Here is an 18,505-nt window from a genome sequence, read left to right as displayed (position 1 = left end):
GCATAATGGACCATCCCGCGCGGGGCCGGGGTTCTGAGGAACGTGCGATGAATTTCCTGGGCGATATCAATCCGGAGCCGAACAGGGCCGAGGCCGAGCGGGCCTTGGCGGTGCTGCGCGCCTGGGCGGAGCGTGCCGACCCGACCGAGGTGGCGCGGCTCGACCCGGCCATCGCGCGGCTTCTGCCGGGGCGTGAGGTCGGCAACTATCCCGACCTGTCGCGGACCTATCCCGACGGCTTCCGGCCCGACGCCGACTACCGCGCCTCGATGCCGGACCTTCAGAACGGACCGTCGAGCCTCATCGTCGGGGCGCAGGCGCCGATCCAGCATGTCGGCATCTCTAACTTCCGCCTGCCGATCGTGTTCCACACCCGCGACGGCGGCGACATCACGCTGGAGACCTCGGTGACCGGCACCGTCTCCCTGATCGGCGAGAAGAAGGGCATCAACATGAGCCGCATCATGCGGTCCTTCTATGCCCATGCCGAGCGGAGCTTCTCCTTCTCCGTCCTCGCCGCCGTGCTCGAGGATTACAAGAAGGACCATGACAGCGTCGATGCGCGGCTGATGATGCGCTTCTCCTTCCCGGCGCGGGTGCAGTCGCTGCGCTCGGGGCTGACCGGCTGGCAGTATTACGACATCGCGCTCGAACTGATGGAGCGCGAGGGGCGGCAGAAGCGGATCACCCATCTCGACTACGTCTATTCCTCGACCTGCCCGTGCTCGCTGGAGCTTTCCGAACACGCCCGCCAGGCGCGCGGCCAGCTCGCCACGCCGCATTCGCAGCGCTCGGTGGCGCGGCTCTCGGTGGTGGAGGAGGGCGGCAAGCGGCTCTGGTACGAGGACCTGATCGACCTCGCCCGCGCGGCGGTGCCGACCGAGACCCAGGTCATGGTGAAGCGCGAGGACGAGCAGGCCTTCGCCGAACTGAACGCCGCCAACCCGATCTTCGTCGAGGACGCGGCGCGCAGCTTCGCCGAGCGGCTTCTGTCCGACGACCGTATCGGCGATTTCCGCGTGGTGGCGAGCCATCAGGAGAGCCTGCATTCGCACGATGCCGTCTCGATCCTGACCGAGGGACCGACCTTCGTCGCCGAAAGCATCGACCCGCGGCTCTTCGCCTCGCTGCACAAGCCGGGCTGAGGGCCAGGTCAGCCTCTTCGATGAAATCGTGCTCGGCAACTTGGCTGGGGCAGGGATCTATGTGCAGATATGGGCGTGGCTGCAAGCTGCCCTGATCGGCTTCGCGTCCTAAGCCGTGAATGACGAATGACACGCCTCGAGATGGTTTACGCCACCCTCTCGGCGAGAACGAAGCCAAGCCTCATGAAACCGCTGGACCAAGTATGTCCGCGCGGGTCTGGACGCGACTTCAAGGCCGCACGATCTAGTTGCAGCCTTCCGCCAATTCGCAAACGGCGCCGGCGCCCGCACCAATTACCGCGCCCGTCACCGGGTTGTTGCCCGTCACCGCGGCAGCGGTTGCACCTATGCCAGCCCCGAGTCCCACCGTTTTCGCCGGAGTATCGCAAGCCGCGAGTCCCAAAGTCGCAACCGCGAGGATGATGTACATGCGCTGCATTCTCTATCCCTTCTCAGCCATTTAGAAACACAAAGTCATTATGAGCACGATGCCGGTTCCCGCTCGTAGGAAGGCCAGCTCTCGTCGCTGCCAACGGAAATAAATCTAGCATACTACGTTCGCGTTTTGGAAATGTGATCTTCGTCCAGAGATGCGAATGGTCGTCGAGAGGGAAGTGCACATAGGGCCAAGGATCGGGGTCTTTCGTGGACAGCCGATCCCGTCTTTCAGACGAACACCTCCCGAGGACATTCAAGAGCATGCTCCGCGCGTCGAGGACGCGCCTCCGGGTCGGTGAGGGCGTGGCCGGGCGCGACGGCGGCGACTCGTCGCTTGAGGATCGCCCCGCGCTGCGCTCATTCAGCGCGCGACTAGCAGAGCGGACGCTTGACAGTTTCCACGCCCGCGATCATGGCTCGCGTCACCATGGTCGATTTGCGCCCCGTCGGTTATGTTCTCGGTCTCATCGTCACCGCGCTCGGGGCGACGATGGTGGTGCCCTTCCTGACCGACTTCTATCTCGGCAACGGCAATGCCCATGCCTTCAGCGCCGCCGCGCTTGCCTGCCTGATCTGTGGCGGGCTGACGGCGCTGGCGTGCCAGAACCACGCGAGCCGAAGCCTGTCGGTGCGGCAAGGCTTCCTGCTCACCGTGGGGATCTGGCTCGCGGTGCCGTTCTTCTCCGCCCTGCCGCTGATGATCGGCGCGCCCGAGGTGAGCCTCCTTGATGCCTATTTCGAGGCGGTCTCGGGCATCACCACGACCGGCGCCTCGGTTTTCGTCGGGGTCGACGACCTGCCGGCGGGCGTGCTGGTCTGGCGGGCGATGCTGAACTGGCTCGGCGGGCTCGGCATCGCCTTCATCGCGATGATCTTCCTGCCGGTGATGCGGGTGGGGGGCATGCAGTTCTTCCGCTCGGAGGGCTTCGACACCTTCGGCAAGGTGCTGCCGCGCGCGACTGACATCGCGGGGCAGCTCTTCTTCGTCTATTCCGGCCTGACCATCGCCTGCATGTTCAGCTACCACCTCGCCGGCATGGTGTGGTTCGAGGCAATCCTGCACGCGCTCGCCACGATCGCGACGGGCGGCTTCTCGCCGCGCGCGTCCTCGTTCGTGGGCTACCCGCCGGCGGTGGAATATACCGCGGCCCTGTTCATGGTGCTCGGCAGCCTTCCCTATATCCGCTACGTCCAGCTGGTGCGCGGCAGCGCGACGCCGCTCTGGCGCGACGCCCAGGTGCGCGGCTATCTGCGCTGGATCGCGATGGCGGTGGGCGCGGTCACGATCTGGCGCGTCGCGACCTCCAGCCAGGGGCTCGAATCGAGCTTTCGCGAAGCCCTGTTCAACCTCATCTCGGTGATGTCCTCGACCGGCTTCGGCTCGGGCAGCTTCGCCGGCTGGGGCAGTTTCGCGATGATCGTGGCGATGTGGATCGGCATCATCGGCGCCTGTTCGGGGGCGAGTGCGGCGGGGCTGTCGGTGTTCCGCGTGCAAGTGATCCTCGCGGCACTCCGGGCCGAGATCGCCCGCATCCACGCCCCGCACCGGGTCGCGCTGGTGCGCTACGAGGGGCGGACGGTCGAGAAGGACACGATGGACGCGATCATCCTCTATCTCGGCGCCTATATCATCACCTTCGGGGTCATCGCGGTGCTGATCATGCAGACCGGGGTCGACTTCGAATCCGCGATCTTTGCCTCCTGGACCTCGATCGGCAACATCGGCTACGGCTACGGCCCGATGCTGGCCGAGACCGGCACATTCATCGACTTCCCCGACCCGGCCAAGGTGCTGATGATCCTCGCGATGATCATGGGGCGGCTGTCGCTGCTGTCGGTCTTCGTGGTGATGCTGCCGCGGTTCTGGGAGGCCTGAGCGGGCCGCCGCTTGACAGGCAGGGGGCGGCGGGCCAAGGCTCCGGCATGCACGATCTGCGCCCCGTGGGATATGTCATCGGCCTGCTCGCCGCCGTTCTCGGGGCGACGATGGCCGTGCCTATGGCGGTCGATCTGGCCTATGACAACGGCCACTGGCAGGCGTTTCTGCAAAGCGCGATCATCACGATCATCATCGGCGCGGCACTGGCAATTGCCTGCGCGAGCGGTGTCGGCCCGCGGCTGACGCTTCAGCAGAGCTTTCTTCTGGCCACCGGGGTCTGGGTCGCGCTGCCCTTGTTCGGGGCGCTGCCGTTCCTCTTTGGCGCGACCGGGGCGCGGCCGGTCGATGCCATCTTCGAGGCGATGTCGGGGCTGACGACGACCGGGGCCACGGTCTTCGTCGGGCTCGACAGGTTTCCCGAGGGGCTCCTGTTCTGGCGCTCGATGCTGCAGTGGTTCGGCGGCGTCGGCATCATCGTCGTGGCGATGGTGTTCCTACCCGAACTGAAGGTCGGCGGCATGCAGATCTTCCGATCGGAAGGCTTTGACACCGGCGGCAAGGTGCTGCCGCGGGCGGCGCAGATCGCGGCGCAGATCATGGCGATCTATGTCGCGCTGACGGTGGTCTGCGGGCTTGCCTATGTCGGCGTCGGCATGACCGGCTTCGAGGCTGTCAACCACGCGATGACGACGCTCGCGACAGGCGGGTTCTCGACCTCGGACGCCTCGTTCGGGCTGTTCCAGGGGGCGCCGGAATATGTCGCCTCGGTCTTCATGATCGTCGCGAGTCTGCCCTTCGTGCGCTATATCCAGTTCGTCGCGGGCAGCACCCGGCCGCTACTCGACGATCCCCAAGTGCGCGGCTTCGGCTGGACGCTCGCAGCACTTGTCGCGGTCATCTGGTCCTACCGCGTCATCGTCCGCGGCGACGGGCTGGAGCACGCCTTCCGCGAGGCCCTGTTCAATGTCACATCGATCATTACCGGCACCGGCTATGCCAGCGTCGACTACCAGCTCTGGGGCCATTTCCCGATCGTGCTGTTCTTCTTCATCGGCCTCATCGGCGGCTGCGCCGGATCGACCTGCTGCTCGGTGAAGATCTTCCGCTACCAGCTTCTCATCGCCGCCATTTCGGCGCAGGTCCGGCGCATCCACTCGCCGAGCGGGGTGTTCACCCCGCACTACGACGGTCAGCCGGTGACAGAGGAGGTTCTGTCCTCGGTCATGGCGTTTCTCGGACTCTTCGTGGTCGGTCTCGGGCTGGTCTCGGTGGCGCTCGGGATGACCGGGCTCGACTTCATCACCTCGGTCTCGGGCGCAGCGACGGCGATCGCCAACATAGGGCCGGGCCTTGGCGAGATCATCGGGCCTGCGGGCAACTTCGCCGCGATCAACGACCCGGCGAAGTGGATCCTGACCGTGACGATGCTGCTTGGCCGGCTCGAACTACTGGTGGTTCTGGTCCTGTTCCTGCCGCGGTTCTGGCGGATCTGAGGCTCAGGGCCAGCAGGACACGAGCACCGTCATGTCGCGGCCGAGCATCGTCAGGTCCTCGGGCGCGAGCGCCGGGGGCGTGCCCGCCGCAGCCGGCTCGGCTGCCGCGAGCCCGGCCGCGGCCAGCGCGGTGCGGATCGCCTCGGCCCGGAGCGCGATGCCGACGTCGTCCGGCAGCACCCGCCCGGCGTCGGAGCCACGCGGCAGGAGCATGCCGATCACCCCGCCGGTGGCATCGAGGACGGGGCCGCCGGCATCGCCTGCAAGCGTCGTGACCGACAGTCGCGCCTTCGTGGCCTCGCCCTGCAGGCCGCTGAGATCGGCAAGCGTGCCGAAGCTCAGCACCGCTTCGTCGAGCGCGCCCTCGTAGGAATAGCCCGCGACCGCGATCTCGGTCCCGATCTCCGCCGGACGGTCGGCGAAGCGCGCATGGGCGCGCGGCGCGAGCGTCTCGCGCGGCTTGAGGATCGCGAGTCCGAGCCCGGCGTCCTGCAGCACCGTATCGGCCGGGTGATCGTCGAGCGTGACCCGGCCGCACTCGGCCAGAACCTCGTCGGTGGTCGCGACGAGGCCGGCGGCGCTGACATAAAAGCCCGAGCGTGCGCGGATCGGTGTGCGGATCTCGAGCCCGGCCATCAGCGCGGAATGGTCCTCTGCCAGCCCCGCGCCGGTCGTATCGTCGAGCGTGGCGCTGCCGAAGGGCCGGAACGAGGCCTTCATCGCCTCGAGCGCCTTCGCCGCCCGAGCGCCATCCTCAGGCTTCCAGGCCAGCGAGAAGCCACGGATCACCCCGCCGGAAAGGTCGGCCTGGGTGTAGGACTGGATCCGGTCGTTCCTGCCGGTGAGCACGAAGCCGGTGCGGCCAAGTTGGCGCTCGCCCCCGGGCGGCACGATATCGAGCGTCTGAATCATGTCGAAAAGGCCCGCGAGCGCCTTCTCGTCGCCGGGCTGTGAGATCAGGAGCGCGCGGAACCCCGATCCGTCCTTCTCGCGGTACTGGACGAAGGGCGGCTGGTAACGGTCGAATTCGACCAGCGCGGCGGGCAGGGCGATCTCGATCCCGGCCTCCTCCTCGCGGATCGCCTCGAGCCCGAGGGCGGTGCGCTCGGCCTGAAAGGTCTCGACCAGCGCCTTACGCTGGGCGGTGGTGAGGATGCCGGTCGGCTGGTAGCCCTGCGCCGACTGCCAGGCGGCCATCGAATTGCGGGTGCCGGCGCCGAAGGCGCCGTCGATCGCGCCGGCATAGACGCCTTCCCACTTGAGCGCCTCCTGGATCTGCTGCCTTTGCTCGGGCGCGAGGAGGGACTCCGAATAGCGCGCCTCGGTCGGGCTTTCGTCGGGCAGGGCCTCCGGGGTTGTCACGGAGGGCGCTGTCGGCACGGTAGGCGCGAGGGCTGCCGCACCGGTCGGCCAAAACCGCTCGCGGTAGCGGTCGCCGAAGGCGATGTAGCTGTCGCCGGGGATCAGCCGCTCCTGCTTGAGAAGCCGGAGCTGGCGGTCCGCCTCGGCCGCCTCGAAAGGCCCGAGCGCGATCGCGTACCAGCCGGTCGGGAGCGCGAAGCCGTTGACGTTCGGAAAGACGCCGGAATAGGCGCGGGCGCGCTCCTGGCCTTCAAGCAGGGTCGGCTGTGCCTCGATCTGGACCCAGACGTCCTGAGCCACGGCCGCGACCGAAGCCGCGAACCAGATCACCATTCCCACCAGCCAGCCCGCAAGACGCATGCGCTCAACCTCTTCCACGTTTCTTATCGGAACGAATCCGCCCCCGAACCTAGCAGGCTCACCCGCCGCGTCACGCCACAATCGCCCCGGCGCCGATTGACCGCCCCGCGGCTGTTGCCTATTGAGAACGCGTTTTTACGCCCGAGAAGGCCCGACATGACCGCGACCGCCCCCCGTTCGTTCCAGGAAATCATCCTGCGCCTGCAAACCTACTGGGCCGGCAAGGGCTGCGCCGTGCTGCAGCCCTACGACATGGAGGTCGGCGCGGGCACCTTCCACCCGGCCACCACGCTGCGCGCGCTCGGCTCGCGCCCCTGGGCCGCGGCTTACGTCCAGCCCTCGCGCCGCCCGACCGACGGCCGCTACGGCGAGAACCCGAACCGGCTCCAGCACTATTACCAGTACCAGGTGCTGATCAAACCCTCTCCCGCGAACCTGCAGGAGCTCTATCTCGGCTCGCTCGCCGCGATCGGGATCGACATGGGCCTGCACGACATCCGCTTTGTCGAGGACGACTGGGAAAGCCCCACCCTCGGCGCTTGGGGTCTTGGCTGGGAGGTCTGGTGCGACGGGATGGAGGTCAGCCAGTTCACCTATTTCCAGCAGGTCGGCGGCCATGACTGCAAGCCGGTCTCGGGCGAACTCACCTACGGGCTCGAGCGGCTCGCGATGTATGTGCTTGGCATCGACCATGTGATGGACATGCCGTTCAACGATCCCGCGAGCCCGATCCCGCTGAAATATGGCGACATCTTCCGCCAGACCGAGCAGGAATATTCGCGCTGGAACTTCGACCAGGCCGATACCGACATGCTGCTCCAGCACTTCAAGGACGCCGAGGCCGAATGCGAGCGCATCCTTGCCGCCGGGGAGACTGACGGCGCCGGGCGCCGCATCGTCATGGCGCATCCCGCCTATGACCAGTGCATCAAGGCCAGCCATCTCTTCAACCTCCTCGACGCGCGAGGCGTGATCTCGGTGACTGAGCGGCAGGCCTATATCGGCCGGGTCCGCGCGCTCGCCAGGAAATGCGCCGATGCCTTCGTCACGACCGAGGCGGGCGGCGCCTCGGAAGGCCGGGCGGCGTGAACGGAAAGATCGTCGCGGGGTTCATCGTGGTAACGGCGCTTCTGGCGGGCATCGCCCTCTACTACATGCAGGAATACGCGTTCTACGCGCCGGTGGAGCCCGCCTCGGCCGCGGCCGAGATCCGGCTGACGGCGCTCTCGGGCGCGGTCGAACCGGTGCCCACCGACGCCTTCGAGGGGATCGACGCCGACAGCTCGCCCCTGCGCTTCCGCGCCTGCTTCCACACGCCCCTGTCGCTCGCCATGCTGACCGAGACCTTCGCGGACTACCCCGGTGCCGAGCCGCTGATCGGCCCGCGCCAGTTTCCCTGTTTCGACGCCGAGCGCATCGGCGCCGACCTGAACTCCGGCGCGGCGCTCGCCTTCCTGTCGGAAAAGAACATCCACCCCGGTGTGGACCGCGTCGTCGCGGTCTATGCCGATGGCCGGGCCTATGCCTGGCACGAACTGAACGAAAGCGCGGAGAAGTAAATGCCCGATCTCCTCATCGAACTCTTCTCCGAGGAAATTCCCGCCCGGATGCAGGCGAAGGCCCGGACCGATCTGAAGGCGCTCGTCACCGACGGGCTCGTCGCGGCGGGGCTGACCTACGCCGGCGCGCATGCGCTCTCGACGCCGCGCCGGCTGGTGCTCGCCGTCGAGGGGCTGACGGCGGAGAGCAAGTCGGTGCGGGAGGAGCGCAAGGGCCCGGCGACCACCGCGCCCGAGCAGGCGGTGCAGGGCTTCCTGCGCTCGACCGGGCTCACGCTGGATCAGTTGGAAGTGCGCGACGCCGGCAAGGGCCAGGCCTATTTCGCGGTGATCGAGAAGCCGGGCCGCAAGGCCGCGGAGATCGTCGCCGAGGTGCTGGAGGCGACGATCCGCAATTTCCCCTGGCCGAAGTCGATGCGCTGGGGCACGGGGGCCTTGCGCTGGGTGCGGCCCTTGCACTCGATCCTCTGTCTTCTATCCGACGAAAGCGGGGCCGAGGTCGTGCCGCTCGACATCGACGGCATCCGCTCGGGCAATACGACGCGCGGTCATCGCTTCCTCGCGCCGGAGGCATTTTCGGTAAGCTCCTTCGAGGATTATGCGGCGAAGTTGAAGCGCGCGAAGGTGATGCTCGACCCCGAGGAACGGGCCGAACACATCTGGCACGATGCCACCAACGCCGCCTTCGCGGCGGGGCTCGAGGTGGTCGAGGACCGCGGCCTTCTGACCGAGGTCGCGGGGCTCGTCGAATGGCCGGTGGTGCTGATGGGTCGGATCGGCGAGGCGTTCCTCGGCCTGCCGCCCGAGGTGCTGCAAACCTCGATGAAGGAACACCAGAAGTTCTTCTCCTGCCGCAACCCCAAGACGGGGCGGATCGAGGGCTTCGTCACGGTCGCCAACAACGACCCCGCCGACCACGGGGCGACGATCCTGAAGGGCAACCAGAAGGTGCTCTCGGCCCGGCTCTCGGACGCAAAGTTCTTCTGGGAGAACGACTTGCGGACGGTTCGTGATGTGGGGCTCGAAGGCATGGCCGACGGGCTGGCACATGTGACCTTCCACAACAAGCTCGGGTCGCAGAAGGACCGCATCGGGCGGATCGAGGCGCTGGCGCGCGAGATCGCACCCTTGGTCGGCGCCAAGCCCGACCTCGCGGCGGAAGCCGCGCGGGTCGCCAAGGCCGACCTGCAATCGGCGATGGTCGGCGAATTCCCCGAGCTTCAGGGCACGATGGGTGTCTACTACGCCAAGGCCGCCGGCCTGCCCGAGGCGGTGGCCGATGCCTGCAAGGCGCACTACCAACCGCTCGGCCCCTCGGACGCGGTGCCGACCGAGCCGGTCTCGGTCGCCGTGGCGCTCGCCGACAAGATCGACACGCTGACCGGCTTCTGGGCGATCGACGAGAAGCCCACCGGCTCGAAGGACCCCTTTGCGCTGCGTCGGGCGGCGCTGGGCGTGATCCGGTTGGTGCTGGGGAATGAAATCAGGCTGAAGTTGACCGATCAAACCAATACCGGCCTTACGCGTCACTTTAAACAAGCCGTTGGGGAGGCTGCACTTTCCGAACACATCGAACTAGCGAAGGTCTCGGATCGGTTTGGCCTCGATCTCGAGTATCTTACGAAGCTGGTCGAAGATGCGGACCAAGATTCTGCGCTTGGCATCGATGTTGTTAGTGCGCCTAATTTTGTTCGCGCGATTTCGGAAAAGTATTCGGAAGAAAAATCCACGGACCTCCTCGCCTTCTTCCACGACCGCCTCAAGGTCCACTTGCGCGACGAGGGCATCCGCCATGACGTCATCGACGCCTGCCTCGCCATGCCCGGCAACGACGACCTGACGCTTCTGGTGAATCGCGCCGAGGCGCTCGCGGCCTTCCTCAAGACCGATGACGGCGAGAACCTGATCCAGGGCTTCAAGCGGGCGAACAACATCCTGACGCAAGCCGAGGAGAAGGACGGGGTCGAATACTCCTTCGGCGCCGATCCGAAATTCGCGGAGGACGCGTCCGAACGCACGCTCTTCGCCGCCCTCGACAAGGCCGAGGCGGCCATCGCCCCGGCGATGGAGGCGGAGAACTTCGCCGCCGCGATGTCGGCGATGGCGTCCTTGCGCGCCCCCATCGACGCCTTCTTCGAGGCGGTGCAGGTCAATACCGACAATCAGGTGGTGCGGCGCAACCGGCTGAACCTGCTCTCGCGGATCCGGACGATCTGCCTGAGCGTGGCGGATCTCACGAAACTGGAAGGGTGAGGCGCGCCCGGACGATCTTCCGGTGGAAGATCGTCAGCGCCGAACGCCCGGAGCGCAAGCGAAGGGCCGGTTGCACGTGGCAGGCCCTCCCGGCCCGCCGCTTGCGCGGCGTGCGCTCGAGGCTTCAATCGCTCCACCGGAGCGATTGACCGGGCCGTGCGGCCCGACCGCCTCTCACCCCTCGGCGGTAAACTGCGCCGCGGCCACGCTCCAGCCCTGCGGGCCGTCCACCAGCACCGCCGAGAGGATCGCGCCGACCCGGCCCGCATCCGAGCCGTCGGCGTTGACGATCCCCGAGAGCACATAGCGCTGCATCACCTGCGCCGCGCCCGGCGCGACGGCGCGGATCTTGGTGCGCCCGGTCACGAGCTTGGCGCGCGCGAAGGCGCCGGCCATCTCGCCCGCCAGCGTCTCCTCGACGGCCTTCCGCCCCTCGGCCCAGTGGCCGGTCAGCGTGAGGAAATCCGCGTCCTCGGCGAAGAGCGCGGCGATGGCCTTCGCGTCGCGCGCCGACCAGGCATTGGCGAAGCTGCGCGGGAAAGCTTCAGGGGCGGGCAGGGTCATTGGCTCACCTCGACCACCTTGCCGGGGTTGAGGATGCCGTCGGGATCGAGCGCCCGCTTGATCCGCGCCATGACCTCCCAGGCCTCGCCATGCTCCATCTCCATCAGATCCTTCTTGCCCATGCCGACGCCATGTTCGCCGGTGATCGTGCCGCCAAGCCTCAGCGCGCGTTCCGCCATTCTGTGGGCGAGCGCCTTGGCGGTCTTCAGCTCCGCCGCGTTGCCGCGCTCGATCAGCAGCACGGAATGGAAATTGCCATCCCCGACATGGCCGATGATCGGCCCGGTCAGCCCGCTCTCAGCGATATCCGCCCGCGTCTCCCGCACCGCCTCGGCGAGGCGCGAGATCGGCACGCAGATGTCGGTGACAAGGCCCATCGAACCGGGACGGAAGGCGAGGCAGGCCGGGTAGGCGCCATGGCGCATCTTCCAGAGCCGGCTCCGGTCCTCGGTCGTGGTCGCCCAGTCGAAATGCGCCCCGCCCATCTCGGCGACGATCTCCCCGAACCGTTTCGCATCCTCGGCGGCGGAGAGGTCGGAGCCGTGGAACTCGACCATCAGATGCGGCTTTTCCGGCAGGTCCGTGCCATTGGCCGCGTTGAAGACGGCAGCACCCGTCTCGTCCACGAACTCGATCCGGGCCATCGGGATGCCCATCTGGATTGTCGCGATGACGGTCCGGACGGCGGATTCGAAATCGTCGAAGGCGCAGACGGCGGCAGAGATCGCCTCGGGCTGGCCGTGGAGCTTCAGGGTCAGTTCGGTGATGATGCCGAGCGTGCCCTCGGAGCCGACGAAAAGCCCGGTAAGGTCATAACCGGCCGAGGATTTGCGCGCGCCCGAGCCGGTGCGGATGACGCGGCCATCGGCGAGCACGACCTCGAGCCCCATGACATTGTCGCGCATCGTGCCGTAGCGCACCGAGGTGGTGCCAGAGGCGCGGGTCGCGGCCATGCCGCCTAGCGAGGCATCGGCGCCGGGATCGACCGAGAACATCAGCCCGGTCGCGCGCAGGTCCGTGTTCAGCGCCTCGCGGGTGAGCCCGGGCTGGACGACCGCTTGCATGTCCTCGGCGCGGATCGAGAGGACCCGGTTCATGCGGCTCATGTCGAGGCTGACACCGCCCCGGACCGCGAGCGCGTGGCCCTCGAGCGAGGTGCCGGTGCCCCAGGCGGTGACCGGGCAGCCGAGCCTCGCACAGGTGGCGACGATGCGGGAGACTTCCTCGGTCGTCTCCGGGTAGGCCACCGCGTCGGGCGGTGTTTCGGGGAACCAGGTCTCGCTCCGGCCGTGGGCCTCGCGTTCGGGCTTGGACCGCGAGAGGCGATCTCCTAGAAAGGATGCAAGTTCGGCAAGTGCTGTGTCGTGGGGCATCTGGTCCTCGGGACGGGCGCCGGGACCCTAGGCCAAGCGGGCGGGCCGGGGAAGCCCTGACGGGGACGGCTCGCGGAAAAGTGCCGGGTGGAAGACGATACTCCGAACTGGATCGGCCGCCAGGCCGCCGCGATCCGCGCCGAAGTGGCACGGGGGCTCGCGGTGATGCGGACGAAGGGGCCGAGCCAGGTCCAGTTCTGGTTCATCGCGCTGGCGATCGGGATCGCGGCCGGCACCGCCGCGCTATTCTTCCGCAAGGGGATCGGCTGGCTCCAGACCTTCCTTTACGGCAGCGACGATGTCCGGCTCGCCTCGGTCGCGGGCGAACTGCCGTGGTGGTGGGTTCTGACGGTGCCGATCCTCGGCGGGCTCGTCGTCGGGCTGATCCTCGACCGGTTCACGCCGGACGGACGGGTCCGCGCGGTCGCGGACGTGATCGAGGGCGCGGCGCTGAAGGAGGGGCGGGTCGAGCAGCGCGCGGGTCTCGCCTCGGCGGCGGCCTCGCTGATCACGCTCGGCTCGGGCGGGTCGTCGGGGCGCGAGGGGCCGGTCGTGCATCTCGCGGCCGTGATCTCGACCTGGGTTTCGGACCGGATCGGCGCCAACGGGATCACCGGGCGCGACCTTCTCGGTTGCGCGGTAGCCGCGGCGGTCTCGGCCAGCTTCAATGCGCCGATCGCCGGGGCGATCTTCGCGCTCGAAGTCGTGCTGCGGCATTTCGCGGTCCATGCCTTCGCGCCGATCGCCATCGCCTCGGTCGCAGGCACGGTGATCAACCGGCTGGAATTCGGTGGCGTCACCGAGTTCATGCTGCCGGCAGAGGGCGGGCTTGCCTTCTATGTCGAGCTGCCGGCCTTCCTGCTCCTCGGCCTCGTCTCGGGGCTGGTCGCGGCGGTGCTCATGCGCTCGGTGATCTTCGCCGAGGACATCGGCAACCGGGTGCAGGCTGCGACCGGGCTCCCGCGCTACCTGCGGCCGATGCTGGCGGGCGCGGTCCTCGGCGCCATCGCGATCCCGTTTCCCCATATCATCGGGGTTGGCTACGAGACGACTGCGGCGGCGCTCACCGGACAGATCGGTCTCTCGACCGCGATCGTCTTCGCCATCGTCAAGGTCTTTGCCGTAGCGGTGACTTTGGGCGGACGCATGGGCGGCGGCATGTTCTCGCCCGCGCTCGTCGTGGGCGCGCTGACCGGTCTCGCCTTCGGCCTGATCGCGACCGGCGTCCTGCCGGACGTGTCAGGCGCGGAGACGGTCTACGCGCTCGCCGGCACCGGCGCGGTGGCGGCGGCCGTGCTGGGGGCGCCGATCTCGACCACGCTGATCGTCTTCGAGCTGACCGGCGACTGGCAGACCGGGCTGGCGGTGATGACGGCGGTATCGCTGTCGACCGCGCTCGCCTCGCGGCTCGTCGCCCGCTCCTTCTTCCTGACCCAGCTCGAACGGCGCGGTGTGCATCTAGCGGCCGGTCCGCAGGCCTATCTGGCCGAGACGATCCGGCTCGGGACGATTCTGCGCCCGGTGGATCATGTCCGCGCGGCTCCGGAGGCGGCCTGCAGGGACCTGATCGGGCAAGGCGTCGTCCTTGGGGCAACGCAGACACTCGAAGCGGCGCTCAGGCTCTTCGAGAAGACCGGCGCGGATTTCGTGCCGATCACCAAGCCGGATGCCGAGACCGGTGAGCCGGTTCTGCTCGGCGCTGTGTTCCAGACGGATGCGCTCAAGGCCTATGCCGCAGCACTTGCCGAAACGGCGGCCGAGGAGCACAGCTGACCGGACGGCACCCGAATTTTCTACGAAAATTCGTTGATTTTTCGCAGAAAATCGAGGTCAGAGTCGCTCGACGGTTACCTTGTCCAGGGAGAAGGCGAGATGGCCCGCGATCGCCTCCATCCCCGCGACCGGGGATTCGTAGCTCCAAGCCGCGTCAGCGATCGGGCCGCTCTTGGCGGCAATCGTGTAGTGGCTGGCCGTGCCGAGGACGGGGGAGGCCGTCTGCTTGTTGCTGCGGTCGAGGAAGGCCATGGCGATATCTTCGCGCGGAAAGTAGATCACGGGCGCGCCGCCGGGACCGCTGAGTTCGAGCGCACGGGTGCTCTCGCCGATCACTGCGCCAGCGGCGCGCACGACCCAGGTGCCCTCCGCCATGTAGATCCGCATCTGGTCTGTCATCTCATACCTCCATCTGGCCCGATCGGGGCCCAATCCTCGCCGAACAGTCCTTCAGGAATGTGTCAGACCGGTTTCGTCGCCGTCGCAAGCCAGTCGCGCGCGGGCACCGAGACTCGCGGACCGATCCGGTCCGCGACCTCCGCGTGGTAGGCATTGATCCACGCCCGTTCGGCCTCGGTCAAGGCCTGGGCGTCGATCAGGCGGACGTCGATCGGCACGAAGGTCAACGTGCGGAAGGCAAGCATCTTGCGATGGGCGTCGCCGCCCGGCAGGGGCGCTGCCTCTTCGACAAGGATCAGGTTCTCGATCCGGATGCCGAAGGCGCCCTCGCGGTAGTAACCGGGTTCGTTCGAGAGGATCATGCCGGGCTCGAGCGGCACCTCGCCGGTCCGCGACAGCCGCTGCGGCCCCTCGTGGACCGAGAGATAGGCGCCCACACCGTGGCCGGTGCCGTGGTCGAAGTCCTGACCGGCGAGCCAGAGGTTGTAGCGCGCGATGGAATCGAGATGGGCACCGGCCACGCCCTTCGGCCAGCGCAGGCGCGAGATCGCGATCATGCCCTGCAGCACGCGGGTGAAGGCGGCCCTGGCCTCGGGGTCCACTGGTCCCACCGAGACGGTGCGGGTGATGTCGGTCGTGCCGTCGAGATACTGGCCGCCGGAATCGATCACCACGATCTCGCCGGGCTTCAGTGGCCGGTTGGTCTCCTCCGTCACCCGGTAATGCATGATGGCGCCGTTGGGGCCCGCGCCGCAGATCGTCTCGAAGCTGATCTCCTTCAGCGCGTTCGTTGCGCGTCGGAAGCCTTCGAGCGCGCGGACCACGTCGATCTCGGTCAGCCCGCCCTGCGGCGCCTCGGCGTCGAGCCAGGCGAGGAACTCGACCATCGCCGCGCCGTCCCTGAGATGCGCCTCCTCCATCCCGGCGATCTCGGCGGCGTTCTTCTTCGCTTTGGGCAGGAGGCAGGGATCGGCGCCCCAGGCGATCTCGATGCCGGCGGTCTCGAGCTCCAGCGCCACCTGCAGGGGCGCGGTGGCGCGGTCGAGGCGGACCGGGCCGGTGAGGGTGCGCAGGGCCGGGGCGAGGGCTGCGGGCGGGCGCAGCGTGACGTCGGGGCCGAGATGGGCGCGGACCGCGTCGGAGAGCTTTTCGGGCGCGATGAAAAGCGTGAGCCGCCCGGTCGCGTGGAGGATAGCGAAGGCCTGCACGACCGGGTTCCGCTCGATGTCGGAGCCGCGGATGTTGAGAAGCCACGAGATCGAATCGGGCAGCGTCAGCACCGCCGATTCCTGCCCCGCCGAGGCCAGTTCGGCGCCAAGCCGGATGCGCTTGGCCTCGGCCGTCTCGCCGGCATGGTCGAGGGGCTGGATCGCCACCGGCCCGAGCGGCGGTGCGGGGCGGTCGGCCCAGATCAGGTCGACGAAGTTGCGCTCGGGGCAGAGCGCGATGCCGCTGCCCTTGAGTGCGGCCTCGATCTCTTCGATCTCCTTTTTCGTGTGCAGCCACGGGTCGAAGCCGATGCGGCCGCCGTCGGGAAGCTGGTCCTTGAGCCAGTTGCCCGGCTTCACTTCGGGCCAGGGAACCGGGGTGAAGGCCCCGGTATCGACCTGCGATTTCACCTGCGTCCGGTAGCGGCCGTCGACGAAGACCCCGGCGATTTTCCGCAGCGCGATGCAGAATCCGGCCGAGCCGGTGAAGCCGGTGAGCCAGGCGAGACGGGCGTCGGCGGGGGCGACGTATTCGCCCTGATGGGCATCCGCGCGCGGCACGATGTAGCCGTCGAGACCGGCCTCGTCGATCACCGTGCGGAGGGCGGCAAGGCGGGGCGGGCCCTGTTCCGGGCGGGCGGTGGACTTGAAACTCTGGAACATGGGCACACTCTCCCAACGCCGTCCGAAAGGGGCGGCATGCGTCTGATTTGCGTCTGTCTTCCGTACAGCAAGCGTGCAGCTTTCGTACAGACGCTCGTGAGAGGTAGGGGCGGGGCTCAGCCCGCCTTCTTCATCCCCATCACCCGTGCCCGCGCCCTGGGGTCGGTGTCGAAAAGCGCGGCGAGCTGTTCGGTCATCGCGCCCGCCAGCTGCTCGACATCGGTGATCGTCACCGCGCGCTGGTAGTAGCGGGTCACGTCATGGCCGATGCCGATGGCGATCAGCTCCACCGCCTTGCGCTTCTCGACCATCGCGATCACGTCGCGCAGGTGCTTCTCGAGGTAGTTCGCCGGGTTGACCGACAGGGTCGAATCGTCGACCGGCGCGCCGTCGGAGATCACCATCAGGATCTTGCGCTGCTCGGGCCGCCCGATCATCCGCCGGTGCGCCCATTCCAGCGCCTCGCCGTCGATGTTCTCCTTCAGGAGCCCTTCCTTCATCATCAGCCCGAGGTTGGGCCGGGTCCGCCGCCACGGCGCGTCGGCGGGCTTGTAGATGATGTGGCGCAGATCGTTGAGCCGTCCCGGCTGCGCCGGCCGCCCGGCCGCGAGCCAGCGTTCGCGGTTCTGGCCGCCCTTCCAGGCGCGGGTGGTGAAGCCGAGGATCTCGACCTTGACCTGGCAGCGTTCGAGCGTGCGGGCGAGGACGTCGGCGCAGATCGCGGCGATCGAGATCGGCCGGCCCCGCATAGAGCCGGAATTGTCGATCAGGAGCGTCACGCAGGTGTCGCGGAACTCGGTGTCCTTCTCGACCTTGAACGACAGCGGCGTCGTCGGGTTGGCGACGACGCGGGCGAGGCGGCCGGCGTCGAGGATGCCTTCCTCGCGGTCGAACTCCCAAGACCGGTTCTGCTGCGCCTGAAGCCGCCGCTGGAGCTTGTTGGCGAGCCGCGAGACCGCGCCCTTCAGGGGTTCGAGCTGCTGGTCGAGATAGGCGCGCAGGCGTTCGAGCTCGGCCGGCTCGGCCAGGTCCTCGGCCTTGATTTCCTCATCGAAATCCGTGGTGTAGACGGAATAGTTCGGATCGGCGTCGGAATGCGGCGGGGGCGGGGGCGGCTCCAACGGGGCCTCGCCCTCGGGCATCTCGGCGTCGTCGCCGTCCTCCATCTCGGCCATGTCATCCATGGTGACTTCGGCCTGGGACTGGTCGTCCTGTTCGTCCTGGGACTGCTCGGGGCTGGCTTCCGATTCCTCGGACTGGTCCTCGCCTTCCTCGCTCTCGGGGCTTTCCTGCTCTTCCTCCTGGGCCTCGTCGCCCTCGGATTCGTCCTCCATGTCCGGGTCGTCGCCGAGCTGGTCGCCGTAGCCGAGATCCTTGATCACCTGCCGGGCGAGGCGGGCGAAGGCGGCCTGGTCGGCCAGCACGTCGTCGATACGGTCGAGCGTGCCGCCGGCCTGCTCCTCGATGAAGGGGCGCCAGAGCTCCATCACGTTCTGGGCGCCGCCGGGCATCTTGCGCCCGGTCGCGAGGTGGCGGACGAGATAGCCCGCCGCCTGCGCCAAGGGTGCCTCCTGCGCGGAGCGGATCTGGGAATAGCCCTTGCGCTCGGCCTCCGCGCCGATCTTGGCGTCGATATTGCCGAGCGTGCCCGGCATGGCCCGCGCGCCCACCGCCTCGCAGCGGGCGGTCTCCATCGCCTCGAAGAGGTCGCGCGCCATCTGGCCCTGGGGCAGGTATTTCGCTGCGACCTTGGCGTCGTGGTGGCGGTGGCGGAGCGCGAAGGCGTCCGCCGTGCCGCGGGCGATCAGCACTTCCTCGCGCGTCATCCGGCGCGAGACCTGCGGCAGCCGCATCGTGTCGGCGGTCATGCCCGGCGGATCGACGGAATAGGAGACCGTCAGGTCAGGGTCGTCGGCCATCGTCTTGGTGGCCTCGGCCAGCGCCTTCTTGAACGGATCGGCGGGGTTGTCGGAGCGTTGGGTCATCGCTTTTCCGGCGGTCCTGCGTAAGGTGGGTTTGAACCCACATCCCGGTAA

At 67.9% G+C, this 18,505-nt stretch carries 14 protein-coding genes; 7 read left to right on the top strand and 7 right to left on the bottom strand.

Annotation, left to right across the window (positions count from 1 at the left end):
* The first annotated feature begins 47 nt into the window (after nt 1-47).
* On the top strand, nt 48-1,145 hold the full coding sequence (gene folE2 / locus R5H32_RS13825; RefSeq protein WP_318339268.1) for a GTP cyclohydrolase FolE2: 1,098 nt from the start codon (nt 48-50) through the stop codon (nt 1,143-1,145).
* 244 nt (nt 1,146-1,389) lie between these two features.
* Here folE2 and R5H32_RS13820 read toward each other — a convergent pair whose 3' ends face one another.
* Nucleotides 1,390-1,584 (bottom strand): hypothetical protein, encoded by a 195-nt coding sequence (locus R5H32_RS13820; protein ID WP_318339267.1) that lies wholly within the window; start codon nt 1,582-1,584, stop codon nt 1,390-1,392.
* A gap of 411 nt (nt 1,585-1,995) precedes the next feature.
* On the opposite strand from R5H32_RS13820, the gene R5H32_RS13815 reads away from it, so the two are divergent.
* Nucleotides 1,996-3,459 (top strand): TrkH family potassium uptake protein, encoded by a 1,464-nt coding sequence (locus R5H32_RS13815; RefSeq protein WP_318339266.1) that lies wholly within the window; start codon nt 1,996-1,998, stop codon nt 3,457-3,459.
* Nucleotides 3,460-3,506: 47 nt separating this feature from the next.
* Nucleotides 3,507-4,955 carry a TrkH family potassium uptake protein gene (locus R5H32_RS13810; protein ID WP_318339265.1) on the top strand — a complete coding sequence of 483 codons (1,449 nt, stop codon included), beginning with the start codon at nt 3,507-3,509 and terminating at the stop codon, nt 4,953-4,955.
* Between the two features lie 3 nt (nt 4,956-4,958).
* Here R5H32_RS13810 and R5H32_RS13805 read toward each other — a convergent pair whose 3' ends face one another.
* Nucleotides 4,959-6,695: a serine protease gene (locus R5H32_RS13805; protein ID WP_318339264.1), complete on the bottom strand. Its 1,737-nt coding sequence runs from the start codon at nt 6,693-6,695 to the stop codon at nt 4,959-4,961.
* A 138-nt stretch (nt 6,696-6,833) separates the two neighbouring features.
* Here R5H32_RS13805 and R5H32_RS13800 point away from each other — a divergent pair, with 138 nt between their 5' ends.
* The 3 genes from R5H32_RS13800 to glyS are packed head-to-tail and all read left to right on the top strand — an operon-like array spanning nt 6,834 to nt 10,489.
* On the top strand, nt 6,834-7,766 hold the full coding sequence (locus R5H32_RS13800) for a glycine--tRNA ligase subunit alpha (protein ID WP_318339263.1): 933 nt from the start codon (nt 6,834-6,836) through the stop codon (nt 7,764-7,766).
* On the top strand, nt 7,763-8,236 hold the full coding sequence (locus R5H32_RS13795; RefSeq protein ID WP_318339262.1) for a DUF6446 family protein: 474 nt from the start codon (nt 7,763-7,765) through the stop codon (nt 8,234-8,236). Before R5H32_RS13800 ends, R5H32_RS13795 begins: the two co-directional genes overlap by 4 nt.
* A complete protein-coding gene (gene glyS, locus R5H32_RS13790; protein WP_318339261.1) occupies nt 8,237-10,489 on the top strand; it encodes a glycine--tRNA ligase subunit beta in 2,253 nt (750 codons plus the stop codon).
* A gap of 174 nt (nt 10,490-10,663) precedes the next feature.
* Here the strand turns inward: glyS and R5H32_RS13785 are convergent, their stop codons facing one another.
* Nucleotides 10,664-11,053, bottom strand: coding sequence for an SgcJ/EcaC family oxidoreductase (locus R5H32_RS13785; protein ID WP_318339260.1), 390 nt, complete (start codon nt 11,051-11,053; stop codon nt 10,664-10,666).
* The gene (locus R5H32_RS13780; protein ID WP_318339259.1) at nt 11,050-12,426 is read right to left on the bottom strand and encodes an FAD-binding oxidoreductase; all 1,377 of its coding nucleotides are present in this window, start codon (nt 12,424-12,426) and stop codon (nt 11,050-11,052) included. The genes R5H32_RS13785 and R5H32_RS13780 overlap by 4 nt, the downstream gene beginning before the upstream one ends.
* A gap of 165 nt (nt 12,427-12,591) precedes the next feature.
* Here R5H32_RS13780 and R5H32_RS13775 point away from each other — a divergent pair, with 165 nt between their 5' ends.
* A complete protein-coding gene (locus R5H32_RS13775) occupies nt 12,592-14,199 on the top strand; it encodes a chloride channel protein (protein WP_318339355.1) in 1,608 nt (535 codons plus the stop codon).
* Nucleotides 14,200-14,256: 57 nt separating this feature from the next.
* Here R5H32_RS13775 and R5H32_RS13770 read toward each other — a convergent pair whose 3' ends face one another.
* The 3 genes from R5H32_RS13770 to cobT all read right to left on the bottom strand — a co-directional run bounded on the left by R5H32_RS13770 (nt 14,257) and on the right by cobT (nt 18,454).
* Entirely contained in the window at nt 14,257-14,598 is a 342-nt protein-coding gene (locus tag R5H32_RS13770; protein WP_318339258.1) for a DUF427 domain-containing protein, read from the bottom strand.
* Nucleotides 14,599-14,660: 62 nt separating this feature from the next.
* Nucleotides 14,661-16,469, bottom strand: a complete 1,809-nt coding sequence (locus R5H32_RS13765; RefSeq protein WP_318339257.1) for an aminopeptidase P family protein — start codon at nt 16,467-16,469, stop codon at nt 14,661-14,663.
* Nucleotides 16,470-16,585: 116 nt separating this feature from the next.
* A complete protein-coding gene (cobT, locus tag R5H32_RS13760) occupies nt 16,586-18,454 on the bottom strand; it encodes a cobaltochelatase subunit CobT (protein WP_318339256.1) in 1,869 nt (622 codons plus the stop codon).
* Nucleotides 18,455-18,505: the final 51 nt, after the last annotated feature.

This window comes from Defluviimonas sp. D31, assembly GCF_033436765.1.
In the GTDB taxonomy this organism is placed as follows: domain Bacteria; phylum Pseudomonadota; class Alphaproteobacteria; order Rhodobacterales; family Rhodobacteraceae; genus Albidovulum.
This window is presented reverse-complemented; position numbering and strand designations above follow the sequence as displayed.

Coding starts and splice junctions, on each gene's coding strand:
- folE2 (WP_318339268.1), top strand. CDS start 48: ATGAATTTCCTGGGCGATATCAATCCGGAGCCGAACAGGGCCGAGGCC.
- R5H32_RS13820 (WP_318339267.1), bottom strand. CDS start 1,584: ATGCAGCGCATGTACATCATCCTCGCGGTTGCGACTTTGGGACTCGCG.
- R5H32_RS13815 (WP_318339266.1), top strand. CDS start 1,996: ATGGCTCGCGTCACCATGGTCGATTTGCGCCCCGTCGGTTATGTTCTC.
- R5H32_RS13810 (WP_318339265.1), top strand. CDS start 3,507: ATGCACGATCTGCGCCCCGTGGGATATGTCATCGGCCTGCTCGCCGCC.
- R5H32_RS13800 (WP_318339263.1), top strand. CDS start 6,834: ATGACCGCGACCGCCCCCCGTTCGTTCCAGGAAATCATCCTGCGCCTG.
- glyS (WP_318339261.1), top strand. CDS start 8,237: ATGCCCGATCTCCTCATCGAACTCTTCTCCGAGGAAATTCCCGCCCGG.
- R5H32_RS13785 (WP_318339260.1), bottom strand. CDS start 11,053: ATGACCCTGCCCGCCCCTGAAGCTTTCCCGCGCAGCTTCGCCAATGCC.
- R5H32_RS13780 (WP_318339259.1), bottom strand. CDS start 12,426: ATGCCCCACGACACAGCACTTGCCGAACTTGCATCCTTTCTAGGAGAT.
- R5H32_RS13775 (WP_318339355.1), top strand. CDS start 12,592: ATGCGGACGAAGGGGCCGAGCCAGGTCCAGTTCTGGTTCATCGCGCTG.
- R5H32_RS13770 (WP_318339258.1), bottom strand. CDS start 14,598: ATGACAGACCAGATGCGGATCTACATGGCGGAGGGCACCTGGGTCGTG.
- R5H32_RS13765 (WP_318339257.1), bottom strand. CDS start 16,469: ATGTTCCAGAGTTTCAAGTCCACCGCCCGCCCGGAACAGGGCCCGCCC.
- cobT (WP_318339256.1), bottom strand. CDS start 18,454: ATGACCCAACGCTCCGACAACCCCGCCGATCCGTTCAAGAAGGCGCTG.